Raw genomic sequence first — 17,833 nt, forward strand, 5'->3', positions numbered from 1 at the left:
AGCGCCAGCGCGGGCATCGCCGCTGCCATGATCACCAAGGGCAACCCCCTGCACATCAAGTACATCAACAAGGCGATCCCCGGTATGCTGGCCAATGTCAGCCCCGACGGCCGCGTGCTGAATGTTTCGGGCGGGACGGCGGTCATGAAGGACGCTGACGGCTACCGCGGCATCAGCCGCGATTGGATCCAGGGCTGGGGTCAGGGTCTGGCACTGGCATTCTTCGCCGGTGTGCTGAACTACGACAACGTCCGCTCCGACGGCGCGTTGTAAACTGTCCGGCATGGCAAAAGCCCCCGCTGCCGTAAGCAGCGGGGGCTTTTGTCTCAGACTGTCGAAAAACCTTATTTGACCTTATGCACCCTTTGCGACCTTTCGGTTGGTTTGTAGGGAACGGTCTTGACCGTTCCGTGCCGCCTTGCCAAAAGCACGACACAGCGTGAAAACCGCGCGCCGTTCGGCGCGATTTTATGCGCTGCGCGCGGCCAGATGTGCGGATGGGTCAAGACCCATCCCTACAAATGTCCCGGAAACAGACTTCTTCTACAAGCGGGGGCTTTTGCCTGCATCAAAGTTTCACACTTTTTCAATCCAGCCGGAACACCTGCTCCAGCTTGGGCTGGGCGCCCGTTACGGGGTCCATTTCCAGCTCCAGAATGTCCTTCATATACTCGTTCCAGCGATCCACAACAGGGCTTTCGGACTGCACTTTTTCCGCGTAGGCAACGCCCTTTTCGCACTCATAATAGCCGAACAGCTCGTCATTACAGTAAAAAATGCTGTAATTGCAGATGCCCGCCTCCTTCAGCACCTTGACCATTTCGGGCCAGATCTCCGCGTGGCGGCGCTGATATTCTTCCTTGCAGCCGGGCTTGATGCGCCCTTTCCATGCCATATGCTCCATTTGTATGCACTCCTTTTTATACCAGTTTTTCCAGTTCCGTTTTTGTGCGGCGGCAGTGTTCCAGTTCCGTCACGCGACCGTCCCACGCCTCGTTTTCACCGACAAAGCGCACGGTGCTGTCCGTAACGGTCAGCCCGTCCACACAGCGGGCGTACAGCGCCGGGATGGCGTGCGGGTAGATGTGCCGCGCCGAGGGCTGCTCGTCAAACAAGCCGCCGGGCTGGGTACCCCGATGCTGCAAAATCAGGTGCATTTCGCTGATGCGCAGGTCCCGGATCTCGCTGTCCGGCTCCCCTGCCGCAAAAGCGCAGCTTTCACTTGTCAGGTACAGATGGTCAAAGCTGACACGGCGTATCACACCGGCCGACCCGGTCTTGCCCTTGCGCGGCGTGGCGCTGACAAACAGCGGCTCGCCCTTGCCCCACCAGCCCGGCGCACCGGGCAGGGCGTAGGCGTCGGCATAGCGGCGGGTGCAGCCGGTCAGATGGTGGACGTGGATATCCTCCACCGTGCCGCCGTCGCGCACCCAGACGCCCACCGCGCGGGAGCAATCGTCAATGACGCAGTCGCTCAGGGTCACATTGCGGATGACACCGTGGGTTTCGGTTCCGATTTTCAGCGCTGAATCGCGGGAATGTAAGACGCACCCCGTGATGACAACGTTCTCGCTTGCGCCGTAACGGCGGGACATCGGCCCTGTGGATTTGACCACGATGGCATCATCGCCGGTGCGCACAAGGCAGTTTGAGATGACTACATCGCGGCAGCAATCGGGGTCAATGCCGTCGTTGTTGGCACCGCGGTCATCGTTCAGGATCCTGATGTTTTGGATGCGCACATGCCGGCAGCCCGCCATGTGCAGCGTCCAGAACGCCGCGTCCTGCAAGGTCACATCGCGCACAGTAAAGTTTTCGACTGCCTCAAACAGCATCATGCGCGGGCGGAATACGGCGCAGAATTTCGGACATTCGTGGAACCCGTTGTCCGCGTCCTTGTCCAAAAACACCTTGTCGCCCTGACCGTAAATCGTACCCATCCCGCTGATGGTCACGTTTTTGGCGTGGCTGGCACCCAAAAAGAAGCCGCCCTCCCAGCCGTCGGCGGTGTCATCGGGGTCGGTGCCGTCCCCACCCTGGGGGAACGGCACGATGTCGTCGGGGTTCAGGCTGCTGATAAGCACCGCGCCGCTTTCCAGATGCAGCTCCACGTTGTCCTTCAGCAGCACCGAGCCGCTTAAAAACCGCCCCGCCGGCACAACAACACGTCCGCCGCCTGCCGCTGCGGCTGCATCGACCGCCTGTTGGATCGCCGCCGCACAGTTGGTCGTGCCGTCCGCCACAGCGCCGCAGCGCAAAATATCGTAGTCCATCTTTTCCGCTCCTTTTTGCCTGTACTGTACCCTAAGCATAGCACAGATACCGGAGCCTGTAAAGTGTAATTTTCACAAAGGATTCTATACTATTGCGCATAGTATTTGCTGTTTTTTCCTTCTATAATAAAGAATAATCACAAAACAAAGGAGAAGTCTTATGCCCTGCACACTGCCTGCCGCGCTTGCCGATGCTGCCGTCTGCCGCGGCTCCTTCCATGCCGTTTTGCGCACGGACGTCCCTGACGCCGTTTTTGCCGCGTTTTCCGCCGCACTGCAAAAGGCCCAGGCCGACGGAAGCCTTTTGACCGCAAGCCTTTTCCGCTGCGAAACCCACCTGTTTTTCTACGCCGAGGGGCTGAACCGCCCGTTCACACCGCAGGGGCTTTGCCCCGCGCTGGACGCAGCCTTGCTGCCATGGCCGCCCGCCCTGGGGGAAGCCTTGCCCCGCCCATGGGCCGCCATGCAGCCGTACTTTTACCACGATGTACCCACTACCGCCGCCGACTGGCAGCAGGGGCGCTGCCCGCAGCGCCGCCGGGGCCGCATTGCCCTGCTGCCGCCCGACAAATGGTGCAGCTATATGGAACACCATCTGCGCATCGTCACCGAGGGGCTGGTCGAGGGGGATCGCTGGCACCTGATTTGCGTGCAGGAGGGCGTGCTGTTTTCTTATCTCGAAGAACCGCGCACCAACGTCAATATCCGGCATCAGCCGGGCGCACACAGCCCCGAACTGGACGCCTGGATCGCCGCCGACCCCGAAAGTCATTTTGCGCGCTTTACGCCCGAACAGAAAGCCCACCCGGACAGCGGACACAACTTTGTATTTTTGCCCCGCATTGCGGGAACGGAGGACTGAACCATGACAAGAATCGGCTGCCGCGCCCACGATTACGGCAAGCTGCCCGCTGCCGCGCTTGCTGCCACGCTGCGTGCCAAGGGGTACAACGCCGCCCAGCTCGCCATGCCGCGCGCCATTGCAGGCATTGAGGATTTTGCCCACATCACCGACGACCAGCTTACAGAGATCCGCACGGCGTTTGCCGCGCAGGACGTGGAAATTTCGGTGCTGAGCTGCTATCAGGACCTGTCTGCCCCCGATGCGGACGCCCGCCGCACCGCTGTGGATACCGTAAAGCGAACCCTGGGCTATGCAAAGGTGCTGGGTGCCAAAATGGTGGGCAGTGAAACGGCATGGGGTGCCTGCACGGACGAGGAAAAGGCTGCCCGCCGCCCGCTGATGCTGGACAGCATCGCCCGCATCACCGAGGAAGCCGCCCGCCTGAACGTCGTTTTTGCCGTGGAATCGGTGGACGTACACCCCCTCTGCACGCCGGAACTGCTGCGCACCGTGCTGGACACTGCCGCCGATGCACAGCACTGCAAGGTCATTTTTGACCCCGTCAACCTGTTCTGTGCCAGGGACGGGCAGGACAAGGCGTACCAGACCGCCCACTGGAGCCGCTGGCTGGAGGTCATCGGCGGTCAGCTCGGTGCCGTACACGTCAAGGACTGCCGCATCGAGGCGGACGGCAGCAAAACGCTGCTGCCGTTGGGCGCGGGCGATATGGAGTATTCTGCCATTCGTGCCTTTCTGGCGACCCATGCCCCCGCCGCCCCGCTGCTGCGCGACGAGGTCATTCTGCCCGCCGACACCACCGATGTGCGGTATCTGCGCAGGATGACCGACACTGTGTAAAGGTAAAAAAATCGCCCAACCGTTTTGCGGTTGGGTCAGCTTGTAGAAAAAGCCTGTTACCGGAAGATTTGTAGGGATGGGTCTTGACCCATCCGCACATCTGGCCGCGCGCAGCGCATAAAATCGCGCCGAATGGCGCGCGGTTTTCTCGTTGCGCCGTTCTTTTGGCGAGGCAGCACGGAACGGTCAAGACCGTTCCCTACAAAGCAGCCGAAAGGCCGCAATCATCCCGTTAGGTTTATCGACAGTCTGTGCCCAACCGTTTTGCGGTTGGGCTTTTTCGTGTTTTGTCAGCGATTCCAATAGGCCGCCGCGTTGCGCCCGGCTTCCTCGCCCACCTCATTATAGGCGGGCTGTAAATAGTGGAAACGGTCCTTCATCAGCCCCTTGGCGGCAAAGGTTTTGAACCGGCGGCTGACCAGAATAATGTCGTCACAGGCGGCAGCCAGCTCCTCCTGCGCCTGCTGGATGGGCAGGTACAGCTCCGGCTCGTCGCGCTGGTTGCCGATCTGGATCAAGAAACAGGTTTCCAGCCCGGCATCGGTCATAAACTCGTGGATGACGCGGTCGGTGTCCAGCTTATACACGGTTTTTAAGGTGTGCAGGTCGCCATCGGTGCAGCCCTGGCACCAGACCATGGCGCTGCGGCGGATGGTATAGCCGTTTGCCTGCAAAAAGGCGCGGGCTTTGCGGGCGCGGCGCACGGCATCCTGATAGTACGGTGTGCCGGGCAGCCATTCGGCAATGGCAGAGCCGCCCTTGGCGCAGGATACCCCCACCACCGGCACGCCGGTCTGGGCGGCGCAGGCATTGACGAAGGACGACACCATCGACCCCGTTTTCATGCCCGGTTCATTGACCCCGGCGGGGTCGTTCTCGTTCACGCCGAAGGGTTCTGCCAGCGGGTGCAGGGTGTCGGGGTCGGTGACGGCGCGGTATTCGTACCCCATACCGGGGGTGACGACGGGGGCAAGGGCGGCATCCCCGCGCCCTGCCATATTGCTTTGCCCCATAAAAAAGAGAAGATCCACGGTTTTCATAAAAAGCTCCTTTTATTCATGCAATACCGCACAATTCCCGCCATATCGGCACTTAGAATTATGCTGTATTGCCTTTATTATAAGTATAGCCCCGTCGGGTTCTGATGCAACCCACAAATCCGACTTTTTTCTTGGACGTTTCCGACTTTGTCGGCGGGCGGGCGTCAAAGCCCCAAAAAAGTCGGATTTGTTCAAGAACTAAGTCGGATGCGTCCATTTTCTTTTGTCAAAATCTGCGCTATCCTATAGACAACGAAAGGGGCTGAACGAAACAAACAGCCCCCACATAGAAGGAGGAAAATCCAATATGAAAAACAAACGCATTGTCAGCGCTGCCATGGCCGTTTTGATGGCAGGTTCTCTGGCAGCCTGCGGCGGCAGCTCTGCCGGCAGCAGCTTCGCTGTCAGCAGTGAGGCTGCTTCTTCCGCAGCGGCAAGCACCTCTGCCGACGCCCCCGTCACCCTGCGCATCACCTGGTGGGGCGGCCAGACCCGCCACGACCTGACCCAGCAGGTGCTCGACCTCTACACCAGCGAGCATCCCAACATCACCTTCGAAGCCGTGCCCTCCGGCTGGGACGGCTACTTTGAGAAGCTGGCCACCGACACTGCCACCGGCGGCATGCCCGACATCGTGCAGATGGACTACATGTACATCTCCACCTACGCACAGAACGGCTCCCTGGCTGACTTGAGCAGCTACATCAGCGACGGCACCATCGATGCCTCCGGCATTGACGAAGCCCTGATGAACGCCTCCAACATCGGCGGCAAGACCGTCGGCATCCCCCTGTCCACCTCTCTGGTGTCCTTCACCTACAACCCCGGCGTGCTGGAGGAAGCGGGTCTGGAGGCTCCCGCCGACGGCTGGACCTGGGACGACTTTGCCGCCGCCGCCAAGACCGTCAAGGAAAAGACCGGCAAGTACGGCATGGGCGGTTCCCCCGTTATCGACACCAACCTGTTCAACTACTGGGTCCGCGGCTACGGCGAGAACCTGTTCTCTGAGGACAAGAAGAGCCTGGGCTACGAGGACGACAAGATCACCGAGGACTTCTTCGCTTACTGGCTGGATCTGATCGACGCCGGTGCTGTGCCGAACCCCGACGAGTACGAGCAGATAGCTACCCTGGGCAACGACGCTAACCCCGTTATCACCAACGATGCCGCCTTCCACCAGAGCTGGAACAACTTCACCACCATCGGTGCGAACGCCGGCAACGATACCCTGAAGATGGTCACGCCCCCCACCAACGCCAAGAACACCAAGGCCCTGTGGTACAAGCCCGGTATGTTCTTCTGCGTTTCCGAAACCTCCAACGTCAAGAAAGAGGCTGCCGAGTTCATCAACTGGTTCCTGAACTCTGACGAAGCCAACGACATCATGATGGGCGAGCGCGGCACCCCCGCTTCTGCCGCTGCCCGTGAGCATCTGATCAACTCCGGCAACCTGACCGCCCAGCAGCAGGATATGTTCAACTTTGTTGACACCGCCGCTGCCTACTGCGGCAACACCCCCGCTGCCGATCCCGCCGGCATCAGCGAGATCAACACCATCTTCAAGAACATCGGTTACGCCGTGTTCTACGGTCAGACCACCCCGGCTGACGCTGCTGCCCAGTTCCGTTCTGAGGTCAACGCCGTCCTGGCCGCCAACAACTAAGTCATCTCCTTCATAGTTTTTCCTTCATAAACGTTTCTTCGGAATGGGGGAGGGTCGATCCCTTTGACCCTCTCCCTTTCTTATGCCAAAAAAGGGGGTTCCTGTTATGCCCGCGCTGAAAACCGCCGCCAAACCCAAGGTTCATTACAACCCCAAGGATAACCTGACCGGTTACCTGCTGTTAGCGCCTTGGCTGTTCGGCTTTATCCTGATGTGGCTGATTCCGGCCGCTATGTCCATCTACTACTCCCTGACGGACTACAACCTGCTTTCCGCCCCGAACTTTGTGGGGCTGAAAAACTACATCACTATCTTTACCGGCGACAAGAACTTCAAGCAGGCGATGATCGTGACCTTCAGCTACGTCTTTATGGTCGTGCCGCTGCGTCTGGCGTTTGCCCTGTTTGTTGCCTCCCTGCTGAACAAAAAGCACAAGGGCATGGCCGTGTACCGCGTGCTGTACTACATTCCGTCCATCGTCGGCGGCTCCATCGCCGTTGCCGTTGTCTGGAAACAGATTTTCGGCAACAAGGGCGTGCTGATGAACCTGCTGGCCATGCTGGGCATCAACCAAAAGATGTCCCTGCTGGGCAACCCCAAGACGGCGCTGTTCGTCATCGTGCTGATGGGCGTGTGGCAGTTCGGCTCCTGTATGCTGATCTTCCTGTCCGGCCTGAAGCAGATTCCCGTTTCGCTGTATGAATCCGCTGCCATGGACGGTGCCTCCCCCATGAAGCAGTTCTGGAAGATCACGATGCCCATGCTGACCCCCACCATCTTCTTTAATATGGTGCAGCAGATCATCACCAGCTTCCGCGTATTTACCGAGAGTTACGTTATCACCAACGGCGGTCCCATGGACAGCACCCTGACCTATGTGCTGTACCTGTACCGCTCGGCGTTTACCAACTTCCACATGGGTTACTCCTGCGCGCTGGCGTGGATTCTTGTGGTCATCATCGGTATCGCCACCATGATCCTGTTCAAGAGCCAGGATGCATGGGTACACTACGAAGGATAAGGAGGAAAACACAATGGTCGGTCAAAAAAGTTCCAAGGCACAGTCTGTGTTCTTCCATGTTTTTTCCTGCGCACTTGGCTTTATCATGATTTATCCGCTGCTGTGGCTGCTGATGAGTTCCTGTAAGTCCAACGACACGATGTTCCTCAATGCGTGGAGCCTTGTGCCCCAAAAATGGGATATCGTGCAGAACTACACCAGTGGTTTTGCAGGCATTGCCGGCATTTCGTTCTGGACGTTCTTCAAGAACTCCGTCATTGTCACGCTGGTTTCGGTGGTCGGCTCCATCTTCTGCTCGCTGCTGGCTGCCTACGCCGTATCCCGCATCAACTTCCGCGGCGCGAACTTCTGGTTCGGCTGCATCGTTATGACGATGATGATCCCCTCGCAGGTCATGGTCGTGCCGCAGTACATCATCCTGAAAAAGCTGGGTCTTTCGGACACGCTGGTTTCCATGACGCTGCCTTGGGTGTTCGGCTATGCCTTTTTCATCTTCCTGATCGTGCAGTATATGCGCGGCATCCCCCGCGATCTGGACGAGGCTGCCATGCTGGACGGCTGCTCCAAGATCGGCGTGCTGTTCAAGATTCTGGTGCCTGTCGTACAGCCTTCCATCGTGACGGCGTCCATCTTCGCCTTCTACTGGATCTGGCAGGACTTCTTCCAGCCGTTGATCTTCGTTTCCAACCCCAAGAACTTCACCATTCCTTTGGCGCTGAAGCTGTATCTCGATCCCAACAGCTACAGCAACTACGGCGGTCTGTTTGCGATGTCGGTCATATCGCTGCTGCCGGTTATCTTAGTCTTTATCAAATTCCAGAAATACTTAGTAGAGGGTATTGCCACAGACGGCATTAAGGGTTAAAATATATTGTACAGGCGCTGTGTTTTGCCACAGCGCCTGTTTTGGAAAGAGTGATTTTTATGCTTTTCAACAGAAATACCATTCTCCCCGCAGCAGCTGCTGCCAAGCCTGTACAGTATGCGCTGCACGCACTGCGCCGCGATATGGACAAGGCGTTTGCCCCCACACAGCAGCCCGGCGGGCGGCTGCTGCTGAACACCAACGACAACCTGCCCGCCGAGCAGTACACCCTGACGGCGAACGCGGATTCGCTGCTGCTTTCCGCCGCCGACGATCTGGGCTTTGTCTACGGTTTGTTTGAGATCAGCCGCCGCTTTTTGGGCGTGCAGCCGTTTTGGTTCTGGTGCGACCAGAGCTTTACCGCGCGCGAAGGCGTAACCATCGACCCCGGCACGGTGGTGGAGTCCAAGCCGTATAAGGTGAAATACCGCGGCTGGTTTATCAACGATGAAACGCTGATTTCCCACTGGAAGGTCGAGCGCCGCGCCGATCTGCCGTTTGTTATGGCGTTTGAGGCGCTGCTGCGTCTGGGCGGCAATATGGTCATACCCGGCACCGGCAAGAACGCCCTGCTGTACCGCCGGGCGGCTGCCGATATGGGTCTGATCCTGACCCACCACCACGCCGAACCTTTGGGCGCCGAGATGTTCGCCCAAGCCTACCCCGACTTGGAGCCGATGTACAGCAAGTACCCCGAAAAATTCCACGCGCTGTGGCAGGCGGGCATTGACGCGCAAAAGGGTATGCGCGTGATTTGGAACATCGGTTTCCGCGGGCAGGGCGACCGCCCCTTCTGGGATGATGACCCCCAGTACGACACGCCGGAAAAACGCGGTGCGCTGATTTCTTCCTTAATAAAAGAGCAGTACGATCTGGTCAAGCGCAACGACCCCGATGCCGTCTGCTGCACGAACCTGTACGGCGAAACGATGGAGCTGTACAAGGACGGCTTTTTGCAGCTGCCCGCCGACGTCATTAAAATCTGGGCGGACAACGGCTACGGCAAGATGGTCAGCCGCCGCCAAGGCAACGCGAACCCCCGTGTGCCTGCCCTGCCGCCGCGCGGCGACAACGGTGCCCACGGCATCTACTACCATGCCTCCTTCTACGATCTGCAGGCGGCCAGCCACATTACGATGCTGCCCAACTCCGCCCAATTCGTCACCGAGGAATTGGCCGATGTAAGGGAACACGGCGCCGACGATTACTGGCTGGTGAACTGCTCCAACGTAAAGCCGCACACCTATATGCTGGATCTGATCGCCCGCTGCTGGCGGGACGGCACCGCCGACGCCGGGCGCCAGAGCCTTGCCTACACGGCCGGCTATTATGGACTTTTGCACCGCTGCGAAATTGCGCAGTGTCTGCTGGATTACGCCGACTTTGCGGTGTCCTACGGACCCAATGCCGATGACCGCGCGGGCGACCAGTTTTATAACCATGTGCCGCGTATGCTGATGGCACAGTGCATCACAGACCGCACCGCCCCCGCCGAGGAGCTGCGCTGGCTCTGCGACGCCCCCACCCTGCGCGAGCAGGTACAGCACTGCGCCGTAATTTTCCACCGGGCAGTGCAAAATTACGCGGCCTATCGCCGGGAATGTGAAAAAACCAGCACCGAGCTGACCGGGCGCGCACAGACCCTGTTTGCCGACACCGTACTGCTGCAGGCGCAGCTGTACGACCTGTGGGCGCAGGGCGCGGCGTTTGTTTGCCGTGCGCTGACCGCCGCTTTGGATGCCGACTGGCAGCATTGCTTCTACTATGCGGGCTGCGCCAAGCGGCTGTACACCCTGGCAAACCGTGCCATGCGCGACCGCGAGCATGGCAAATGGATAGATTTTTATGCCAACGAATGTCAGACCGATGTCAAGCAGACCGCGCAGGTGTGCGGCTACCTGATGAGCTTTGCCCGCACCTTGGGCGAAGGGCCGCACTACTATGCGTGGATGCGCGAATTCGGCGACCCCGAGCAGGAGCGCCGCATTATGCTGATTTTGAACACCGACAACCACCCCACTGATGATGAACTATGGCGCTTGATGGAACAGCGCTGGGGAGAGTGAATGGCCCCCTTATCCTGACCGCCCCCTCCCCCACCACCCAACAAAAGCAGGTTTCTTATGTGGCAACGCTTCAAAAAACAATTCCGGGATTGGCCCATCGCCAAGAAATTCGTCAGCATCTTTACGGTGATGACGCTGCTCAGCTGCGCCCTGATGGTCGGCGCGCTGCACATCGGTCTGTCGGTTTTTGAGGCAAAGCTGTATGAAAAATCCCTGCAGGAGCTGGATTTCTTCGTCCGCCGCCTTGATGACGACTTGCAGGAAATGGACGTTCTTACGCGCAGTATCGCCGTTGACACCTCGGTACAGAACCAGCTGGCGCAGCTAGCTGCCGCCGATGCCGAAACCGCGCAATACTACTACCTTTTGACCGGCGTGCGCCCGCTTCTGCTGGAAAAGCTCTACCTGACCGGGCAGGCGAATGCGCTGCAATACATCGACCTGCACGGCAACAACATTGTGGTGGGGCAGTCCTTCCCCGACCCGGGCGACGAGCGCCGCGCCGCGCTGGCGGAGGATCTGGCGCGCACCCCCGGCAGCTTTGTGCTGCTGCCGCCCGATGCCGACTACCCGTATTTTATCTGCGGGCGCGATGTGCTGCGCAGCCAGAATATGAGTATGCAAAAGCTGGGTACCGTGCTGGTCACGGTGGATATCGAAAAGCTTCTCAACGACCAGATCGACGCCCTCAGCAGCCGCCCGTCCGAGCTGTACCTGTATAACGGCACCGAGCTTGTCTACCAAAGCAACGCATCAACGCCCAATATCATCCCGTCCACCACCCATCAGGGCTATGCGGTGCAAACCTTAGGCGGGCAAAAAATCTTTGTCTGCTGGCTGACCTCCCCCGTCAGCGGGCTGCGGCTGTGCAGTGTGTTCAACTACTCGGACATTTACGGTCAGACCATCCGCGCGCGCTGGTCGCTGCTGCTGGGCGGCTGCGCGATCCTGGTCGTTTTCGGCTTCGTCATGCTGCGCATGGCGCGCCTTGTCACCCGCCCCGTGCATACCCTGAGCGAGGCCGTCAAAAGCGTGGAGGGCGGCGATTTTGCCACCGCCCGCGCCATGCTGCCGGCAGCGCCCTCCGCGGATGAGATCGGCACGCTGACCCGCGATGTGGACGCGATGCTGGGGCAGATCGACACGCTGATCCACGAAAACTACGAAAAGCAGCTGCTTTTGCAGGACACCCGCTACAAAATGCTGCAAGCCCAAATCAACCCGCATTTTTTGTACAACACCCTCAGCACGCTGAGCTGGCTGGTGCGCGCCGGCAAAACCGAGGACGCCAACCGGCTGATCATCAGCTTAGGCGATATGCTGCGCGCGGCGCTTTCGCCCAAGCAGAACACCACGGCGGCGGCCGATGTGCAGCTGGTGCGCAACTACATTGACATTCAGCAGCTGCGCTACAAGCGCCGCGCCGCCTTTGCGCTGGAAACCGACGGCAATCTGGAAAGCTGGTACCTGCCGCATTTCACCCTGCAGCCGCTGGTTGAAAATGCCATCAAGTATGGCGTGGAGGAGAGCGAGGACGTCTGCCGCATCACGGTGACCGCCCGCGCCGAGGCCGACACGCTGACGCTGGCGGTGCACAACACCGGCGCGCCCATCGAACCCCAACACCTTGCCGAAATGCGCAGCTTTACCGTAAAGCCGCAGGGACACGGCATTGGGCTGAAAAACATCTACGAACGGCTTTCGATGCTGTACACGGCATTTGACTTTGCCATAGAGAGCAACGAAACCGACGGCACAACGGTAAAAATCGTGCTGAAAAAGCAAAACGCAAAGGAAGGTATCCCCGATGGAGAAGCTGCTGATCGTCGATGACGAGGAGATCGAGCTGGACGGCATGGCAGAGCTGATCGACTGGCAAAGCGCCGGGTACGAGCTGGTCGGCACTGCCATCAACGGCAAGCGCGGTCTTGCGCTGTTGGAGGAAAAGCACCCCGATATCGTAATAACCGACATAAAAATGCCGGTTATGGACGGTCTGGCGATGATCCGCGCCACGCAGGAGCAAAACGCCGACACGATTTTTGTGGTGCTGTCCGGCTACGGCGACTACGAGTACACCAGCCAGGCAATGCAGTTAGGGATACGCCACTATATCTTAAAACCATGCGATGAATCGAAAATTTTGCCGGTTCTGGAGCAGGCGCGCGCCGAGCTGCACGAGCGCCGCAGCAACGCCAAAAAAACCACCGAAATGGAAAACGCCGTGCAGCGTATGGCACCCATGGCGCGCGAAAAAGCCCTGCGCGACCTGCTGCTGGGCCGTGAAAGCTGGAACCGTATGCCCACCGTGGCCGAAAATCTGGGCGGCGGCGACCGGCGCATTTTGCTGTTGCTGCTCCACACGCGGGAGGGCATCGACCACTTAGAGCAGTACGCCATCGTCAATATGATGGCGGAGCTTTTGCCCGAGGGCGGGCTTCTGGCGGATACCTCGGTTTCGCAGGATGTCTGCCTGCTGGTGGACGCAGCGCTGTATGACCAGCTGACCCCGGCGGTCGAACGCCTGTGCAGCGAGTTTGCGCGGTTCCGTTCGGGTATTTTGACGGTGACCGGCAGCGCGCGCGGCACGGTGGCGCAGCTGGCAGAGCTGTACGAGCAGGCGCAGCGCCTACAGGCAGCCGCGCCCGAAAACACCCTGACCCTGCTCGAGCGCCTGAATGCCGAGCAGCACACCGCCGCCCACCTGATGAACTACGATGCCCTGCGCGCCGCCGACAGCTACGCCGCCCTCTGCTTTGCCTGCAGCAAAATTCTGCTGTCGATGCAGATGCAGGAAATTTCCCCCGCCGTGCAGCGCGATGTGTGTATGCGCGCCGTGCGTTATATCTGCGGCAGTGCGCCCGACACGCAGGCGGCAGGCTACGCCGGGCTGCTGGGCTATTTGGCGGACAGCATCTGGCAGCACCGCACCGGCGGCGAGGTTATGACCAAGTCCACCCGCACCGAGCAGCTGATCCTGCGGGAGTTTTACAGCCATCTGCCGGAAAAAGAGCTGACCATGCAGTGGTTTGCCCGCGACATTTTGTTTATGAACCCCGACTATCTCAGCCGCAAATTGCAGCAGCTGACCGGCGACAAATTCGCCACCCGCCTGACGGCGGACCGCATTGAGATCGCCAAGCACCTGCTGGCAGAGGACCGCGACCTCAAGCTGTCCGCGCTGGCGGAAACCGTCGGCTTTGCCTCCGACGAGCAGTATTTTTCCCGCGCCTTCCGCAAGCTGGTCGGCATGACACCGAAGCAGTATGCATTGGGCGCAGCGGATAAACAAATTCTATCGCACGGTAAAGCCTGAATTTTCCCCCAGATTTGCCCCAAAACAGCAAAACAACTGCGCCCGGACGGCTGAGGTTTTCAACCGTCCGGGCGCTTTTTTGCGGCGTGTCGCTTTTTCCTATTTTTATATCAGGTTGGCGACCAGCGGGCAGAGCAGCGCCGTCAGCACACCGGCCACGGCGATGGCCAGGCCGCTCATGGCGCCCTCGACCTCGCCCATCTGCAGGGCCTTGGCCGTGCCGACGGCATGGGCCGCGCTGCCGATGCCGATCCCCTTGGCGATGGGGTCGGTGATGCCGAACACACGGAACACCGTGTCGGCCAGCAAGGCGCCCACAATGCCTGTCAGGATAACCAGTGCCCCCGTCAGCGCCGCAATGCCGCCCAGCTCGGCGGCTACATCCATGCTGATGGCCGTTGTGACCGACTTGGGCAGCAGCGTGACATACTGGGTGTGATCCAGCCGCAAAAGCAGCGCCAGCACCAGCACACTGCCCAGGCTGGCCGCCACACCCGCCAGGATGCCCGCCAGAATCGCCGCCAGATTGCGGCAGAGCAGATCCCATTTTTCGTACAGGGGCACGGCCAGGCTCACGGTTGCGGGCAGCAGCAGATAGCTGACCGGCGCGGCGCTTGCCTGATACGCCGCACAGGGTATGCCCAGCACACTTAAAAACACGACCACAAACACAGTGGCCAGCAGCAGCGGGTTCAAAACCGCCATGCCACTGCGGCGGTTGATGACACTGCCCAGCGCAAAGGCCGCCAGGGTCAGCAGCACACCCCACGCAGCGGAGTTTTGCAGAAAATCAGACATGGGGACGCTCCTTTCTTTGGACAAAGTGCTGCGTCACACGGCCCGAAACCGCCATGACCAGCACCGTGACAGGCACCAGCGCCAGCACGGCGGGCAGCAGCATGGCGCGCAGCTCCGCCCACAGCTCCATGACACCGGCCGCCGCGGGCACAAACAAAACCGGGAAAATACCCGTCAAAAACAGCGCCGCGCGGCGCACCTGATGCAGCCTGACCACCCCAAAGCGCAGCGCCGCCAGCAGCAAAAGCAGCCCGTACACACCGGACGGAATGGGCAGCGGCAGCAGGGCGTGGCAAAGCTCGCCCGCAAAGCAGAAAAACAAGATCCTCGCAAATTCAAATACCAGTTCCATAGAACACCTCTCAGGCCAAAACGGCAGTCGGGGCTTTGCCCCAATTTTTTTATTCTACACCCAAAAACGGATTTGCGCAATGCGCGAACTGCACAGACAAACGCCCTTTTGCGCGTGTTTTTTCAGCTGTGTCTGCCGTGCGGATTTCCCCTGCCGAAATGCCAAACTCCGTGCTCTGCCCTCTTTTCCCTGCGCGGGTTTTGTGCTATAATGCAGATATATGTATTTTGGGGAGGTATGCTATGGCATCGGTTTTGTGGACGCGCGGCCGTGACGGCGCAATAATCCTGCGCGTGCTGGGCGATACCCCCTGCCCCGTCGTGCCCGCCGCCGTGGACGGCTTGCCCGTGACCGAGCTGGGCGCCTACTGTTTTTCCGCCAAGGCGGTCAGCGGTGGTCAGCTTTGGCCGTCCCAAAGCGCCGACACGCATGAAATTGTGGGCGAGTTCGTGCAGGAGGTCACCCTGCCCGACACCCTGCGTACCCTGCACAGCGCCGCGTTCTACAACTGCCGCAATCTGCGCACCGTGCAGATGGGCGCGGCGGCCGAGGATTTCGGCAGCGACCTGTTTACCAACTGCCGCAGCCTGCAAACGCTGGTTCTGCACGCCGACCCCGCCGCCCCCACAGGGCTGCGCAAGCTGCTGGTAGGCGTCAGCGCCGATCTGTGCGTGCAGTTCGCCCCCGCAGGCAAGCCGCTGGCCGAGCTGTTCTACCCCGAATATTTTGAGTACATGGACGAAAACGCCCCCGCGCACATCTTCAACCACCAGCTGGAGGGCGAGGGCTACCGGATGCGCCAATGCTTTGCGGCGGGCGCGGTGGATTTTGCCGCCTATGACGCCGTGTTTGCACAGGCGTGCGTGGGCGAAAGCGTGCAGACGCTCTGCCGTTTGGCGCTGGCGCGGCTCTGCCTGCCCTTTGCGCTGAGCGACGCCGCCCGCACCGACTACGAATTTTACCTGACCGCCCACCCCGATGCTGCCTTTGCTTTGGCCATACGCCGCCGGGACGAGGCCGCCCTGCGGGTGCTGGTGGCGCTGGGGCTGCCCACCGCCGCTGCCGCCGCCCTTTGCGGGCGCGCCGGGTGGAGCAGCGGGGCTGCGATTTTGCTGCAAAGACCCAAAAAGGCACCAAAAAGCTATGATTTTGACGATTTGTAATCTTTTACAATTCGTTATATTTACCATATTGTAGAATATAGCTATTTATTATACGTTCTGTCATTTTTAATTTTGCAGAGTTTTCCACAGTATCGTTGAAAACTTGAAAGCGGGTGAAGTTTTGAACCGTCACATCCAGACCCAAACCGAGTGGGAGAAAAGTATCGCCACCCGCATTATGGAGAAAACCCGCGCACAAATCTACCTGGATCAGCGGTATCTGACCGCCGCCTTGGGGGCGCTGCCCCCCGCCGAATGTGCCGGCATTTTCGCCTTCGCCACGGACGGCGCACATTTATACTACCCGTCCGATTGGCTGATTCGTCTATATCGGCAGAACCGCAGGTATCTGGCGCGGACGTATCTGCACAGCGTTTTGCACTGCATTTTCCGGCATCCGTGGCTGCGCGGCGGGCGTGACCCCGACGTGTGGGGGCTTGCCTGCGACATCGCCGTGGAAAACACGCTGGACACGCTGCACTCGCCGCTGGTCGGCCGCCCCGTCGGCTGGCTGCGCCAACAGGTTTACGCGCAGATACGCCAAAACGGTGCGCCCGCCGCCGGGCCGATCTATCGGCTGCTGTGCGCGCAAAACGCCGAAACGCTGCAAAAATGGCACCGCGAATTTACCTGCGACGACCACCGCTTCTGGCCCGAGGACACCGACAGCCCCGCCGCGCAGATGCAGGGGCGGCAGTGGGAGCAGCTGGGACGCCAGACCCAGATCAGTATGGAGGAGGCAGGGCAGCGCGCCGGGGAATCCGCCGCTGCCGAGGCCGTGCAGCTGCAATTACAGGCCGCCCGCAGCCGCCGCAGCTACCACGATTTTCTGCGTAAATTCGCCGTTTGGCACGAGGAACCGCACCTTGACCCGGACGAATTTGACCTTGGGTTTTACACCTACGGGCTGCGCACCTACGGCAACCTGCCGCTGATCGAGCCGCTGGAAAGCCGTGAGGTGAAAAAAATACGCGATTTCGTCATCGTGCTGGACACCAGCGAGTCCACCTCCGGCAAGATGGTCAAGGCGTTTTTGCGCGAAACCTTTACCGTATTAAAAAGCCGCGACAGCTTTTTTACCCGGTGCCGCATTCTGGTGATGCAGGCGGACAACGCGGTGCGCGATGAGGTCTGGCTGACCGATCTGGACGCGCTTTCCCGCTATGCCGACCGCTTTGTGCTGGTGGGCGGCGGCGGCACGGATTTTCGCCCCGCCTTTGCCCGCATTGAGGAACTGCGCCGCAGCGGCACCCTGCGCGAGGTGCAGGGCGTGCTGTATTTTACCGACGGCAAGGGCATTTTCCCCAGCCGCCGCCCGGATTTTGACACCGCCTTTATCTTTTTGCCGCAGGCGGGCGCCGAGCCGGAGGTGCCGCCGTGGGCGCTGCGTCTGGTGCTGCAGCCCGACGAGTTCACCCCGCCGCCCGCGCCGCCGCCCATCAATTTTACCGAGGGCAATACCGCACAATTCTAAGTGCCGATACGGCAGGCGAGGTACGGCAGCTGCTAAGCCAAAAGCGCAGATAATACTTTGTGTATTATCGAGCATTTTGGCAACGCAGATGCCGTGCCGC

Annotated in this window: 16 protein-coding genes; 11 read left to right on the forward strand and 5 right to left on the reverse strand. The window is 59.9% G+C overall.

Annotated features, from left to right (window positions below; all coding sequences use genetic code 11):
- Nucleotides 1–273, forward strand: a 273-nt coding sequence (locus Q0I19_RS11160) for a glycoside hydrolase family 88 protein (RefSeq protein ID WP_296023762.1), incomplete at its 5' end; no start/stop codon positions are given.
- Nucleotides 274–586: 313 nt separating this feature from the next.
- On the opposite strand, the gene Q0I19_RS11165 is transcribed toward Q0I19_RS11160, so the two are convergent.
- Both Q0I19_RS11165 and Q0I19_RS11170 read right to left on the reverse strand, forming a co-directional pair.
- Entirely contained in the window at nucleotides 587–904 is a 318-nt protein-coding gene (locus Q0I19_RS11165) for an L-rhamnose mutarotase (RefSeq protein WP_294759831.1), read from the reverse strand.
- Between the two features lie 16 nt (nucleotides 905–920).
- Nucleotides 921–2,273 carry a glycosyl hydrolase family 28 protein gene (locus Q0I19_RS11170; RefSeq protein ID WP_294759833.1) on the reverse strand — a complete coding sequence of 451 codons (1,353 nt, stop codon included), beginning with the start codon at nucleotides 2,271–2,273 and terminating at the stop codon, nucleotides 921–923.
- Between the two features lie 160 nt (nucleotides 2,274–2,433).
- On the opposite strand from Q0I19_RS11170, the gene Q0I19_RS11175 reads away from it, so the two are divergent.
- Both Q0I19_RS11175 and Q0I19_RS11180 read left to right on the forward strand, forming a co-directional pair.
- Nucleotides 2,434–3,135, forward strand: coding sequence for a hypothetical protein (locus Q0I19_RS11175; RefSeq protein WP_294759835.1), 702 nt, complete (start codon nucleotides 2,434–2,436; stop codon nucleotides 3,133–3,135).
- Nucleotides 3,136–3,138: 3 nt separating this feature from the next.
- Nucleotides 3,139–3,975, forward strand: a complete 837-nt coding sequence (locus tag Q0I19_RS11180) for a TIM barrel protein (protein ID WP_294759836.1) — start codon at nucleotides 3,139–3,141, stop codon at nucleotides 3,973–3,975.
- 290 nt (nucleotides 3,976–4,265) lie between these two features.
- On the opposite strand, the gene Q0I19_RS11185 is transcribed toward Q0I19_RS11180, so the two are convergent.
- Nucleotides 4,266–5,015, reverse strand: coding sequence for a sialate O-acetylesterase (locus tag Q0I19_RS11185; protein ID WP_294759837.1), 750 nt, complete (start codon nucleotides 5,013–5,015; stop codon nucleotides 4,266–4,268).
- 307 nt (nucleotides 5,016–5,322) lie between these two features.
- Here Q0I19_RS11185 and Q0I19_RS11190 point away from each other — a divergent pair, with 307 nt between their 5' ends.
- The 6 genes from Q0I19_RS11190 (at nucleotide 5,323) to Q0I19_RS11215 (ending at nucleotide 13,946) form a co-directional block, all read left to right on the forward strand.
- Complete coding sequence (locus Q0I19_RS11190) at nucleotides 5,323–6,678, forward strand: sugar ABC transporter substrate-binding protein (RefSeq protein WP_294759838.1); 1,356 nt, start codon at nucleotides 5,323–5,325, stop codon at nucleotides 6,676–6,678.
- Between the two features lie 106 nt (nucleotides 6,679–6,784).
- A complete protein-coding gene (locus Q0I19_RS11195; RefSeq protein ID WP_294759840.1) occupies nucleotides 6,785–7,699 on the forward strand; it encodes a sugar ABC transporter permease in 915 nt (304 codons plus the stop codon).
- A 13-nt stretch (nucleotides 7,700–7,712) separates the two neighbouring features.
- Nucleotides 7,713–8,564: a carbohydrate ABC transporter permease gene (locus tag Q0I19_RS11200; RefSeq protein WP_294759841.1), complete on the forward strand. Its 852-nt coding sequence runs from the start codon at nucleotides 7,713–7,715 to the stop codon at nucleotides 8,562–8,564.
- Between the two features lie 59 nt (nucleotides 8,565–8,623).
- Nucleotides 8,624–10,630 (forward strand): glycosyl hydrolase 115 family protein, encoded by a 2,007-nt coding sequence (locus tag Q0I19_RS11205; RefSeq protein ID WP_294759842.1) that lies wholly within the window; start codon nucleotides 8,624–8,626, stop codon nucleotides 10,628–10,630.
- Between the two features lie 57 nt (nucleotides 10,631–10,687).
- Nucleotides 10,688–12,463, forward strand: a complete 1,776-nt coding sequence (locus Q0I19_RS11210; RefSeq protein WP_294759843.1) for a sensor histidine kinase — start codon at nucleotides 10,688–10,690, stop codon at nucleotides 12,461–12,463.
- Nucleotides 12,438–13,946: a response regulator gene (locus Q0I19_RS11215; RefSeq protein ID WP_294759845.1), complete on the forward strand. Its 1,509-nt coding sequence runs from the start codon at nucleotides 12,438–12,440 to the stop codon at nucleotides 13,944–13,946. Before Q0I19_RS11210 ends, Q0I19_RS11215 begins: the two co-directional genes overlap by 26 nt.
- A gap of 105 nt (nucleotides 13,947–14,051) precedes the next feature.
- On the opposite strand, the gene Q0I19_RS11220 is transcribed toward Q0I19_RS11215, so the two are convergent.
- Both Q0I19_RS11220 and Q0I19_RS11225 read right to left on the reverse strand, forming a co-directional pair.
- Nucleotides 14,052–14,744: an LrgB family protein gene (locus Q0I19_RS11220; RefSeq protein ID WP_294759847.1), complete on the reverse strand. Its 693-nt coding sequence runs from the start codon at nucleotides 14,742–14,744 to the stop codon at nucleotides 14,052–14,054.
- Complete coding sequence (locus tag Q0I19_RS11225; protein ID WP_294759849.1) at nucleotides 14,737–15,096, reverse strand: CidA/LrgA family protein; 360 nt, start codon at nucleotides 15,094–15,096, stop codon at nucleotides 14,737–14,739. The genes Q0I19_RS11220 and Q0I19_RS11225 overlap by 8 nt, the downstream gene beginning before the upstream one ends.
- 242 nt (nucleotides 15,097–15,338) lie before the next feature.
- On the opposite strand from Q0I19_RS11225, the gene Q0I19_RS11230 reads away from it, so the two are divergent.
- Nucleotides 15,339–16,259 carry a leucine-rich repeat protein gene (locus tag Q0I19_RS11230; protein ID WP_294759850.1) on the forward strand — a complete coding sequence of 307 codons (921 nt, stop codon included), beginning with the start codon at nucleotides 15,339–15,341 and terminating at the stop codon, nucleotides 16,257–16,259.
- 121 nt (nucleotides 16,260–16,380) lie between these two features.
- Nucleotides 16,381–17,733: a VWA-like domain-containing protein gene (locus tag Q0I19_RS11235; RefSeq protein WP_294759851.1), complete on the forward strand. Its 1,353-nt coding sequence runs from the start codon at nucleotides 16,381–16,383 to the stop codon at nucleotides 17,731–17,733.
- Nucleotides 17,734–17,833 lie beyond the last annotated feature (100 nt).

It is taken from the genome of uncultured Gemmiger sp. (assembly GCF_934561205.1).
GTDB lineage: Bacteria > Bacillota > Clostridia > Oscillospirales > Ruminococcaceae > Gemmiger.

Coding starts and splice junctions, on each gene's coding strand:
- Q0I19_RS11165 (WP_294759831.1), bottom strand. CDS start 904: ATGGAGCATATGGCATGGAAAGGGCGCATCAAGCCCGGCTGCAAGGAA.
- Q0I19_RS11170 (WP_294759833.1), bottom strand. CDS start 2,273: ATGGACTACGATATTTTGCGCTGCGGCGCTGTGGCGGACGGCACGACC.
- Q0I19_RS11175 (WP_294759835.1), top strand. CDS start 2,434: ATGCCCTGCACACTGCCTGCCGCGCTTGCCGATGCTGCCGTCTGCCGC.
- Q0I19_RS11180 (WP_294759836.1), top strand. CDS start 3,139: ATGACAAGAATCGGCTGCCGCGCCCACGATTACGGCAAGCTGCCCGCT.
- Q0I19_RS11185 (WP_294759837.1), bottom strand. CDS start 5,015: ATGAAAACCGTGGATCTTCTCTTTTTTATGGGGCAAAGCAATATGGCA.
- Q0I19_RS11190 (WP_294759838.1), top strand. CDS start 5,323: ATGAAAAACAAACGCATTGTCAGCGCTGCCATGGCCGTTTTGATGGCA.
- Q0I19_RS11195 (WP_294759840.1), top strand. CDS start 6,785: ATGCCCGCGCTGAAAACCGCCGCCAAACCCAAGGTTCATTACAACCCC.
- Q0I19_RS11200 (WP_294759841.1), top strand. CDS start 7,713: ATGGTCGGTCAAAAAAGTTCCAAGGCACAGTCTGTGTTCTTCCATGTT.
- Q0I19_RS11205 (WP_294759842.1), top strand. CDS start 8,624: ATGCTTTTCAACAGAAATACCATTCTCCCCGCAGCAGCTGCTGCCAAG.
- Q0I19_RS11210 (WP_294759843.1), top strand. CDS start 10,688: ATGTGGCAACGCTTCAAAAAACAATTCCGGGATTGGCCCATCGCCAAG.
- Q0I19_RS11215 (WP_294759845.1), top strand. CDS start 12,438: ATGGAGAAGCTGCTGATCGTCGATGACGAGGAGATCGAGCTGGACGGC.
- Q0I19_RS11220 (WP_294759847.1), bottom strand. CDS start 14,744: ATGTCTGATTTTCTGCAAAACTCCGCTGCGTGGGGTGTGCTGCTGACC.
- Q0I19_RS11225 (WP_294759849.1), bottom strand. CDS start 15,096: ATGGAACTGGTATTTGAATTTGCGAGGATCTTGTTTTTCTGCTTTGCG.
- Q0I19_RS11230 (WP_294759850.1), top strand. CDS start 15,339: ATGGCATCGGTTTTGTGGACGCGCGGCCGTGACGGCGCAATAATCCTG.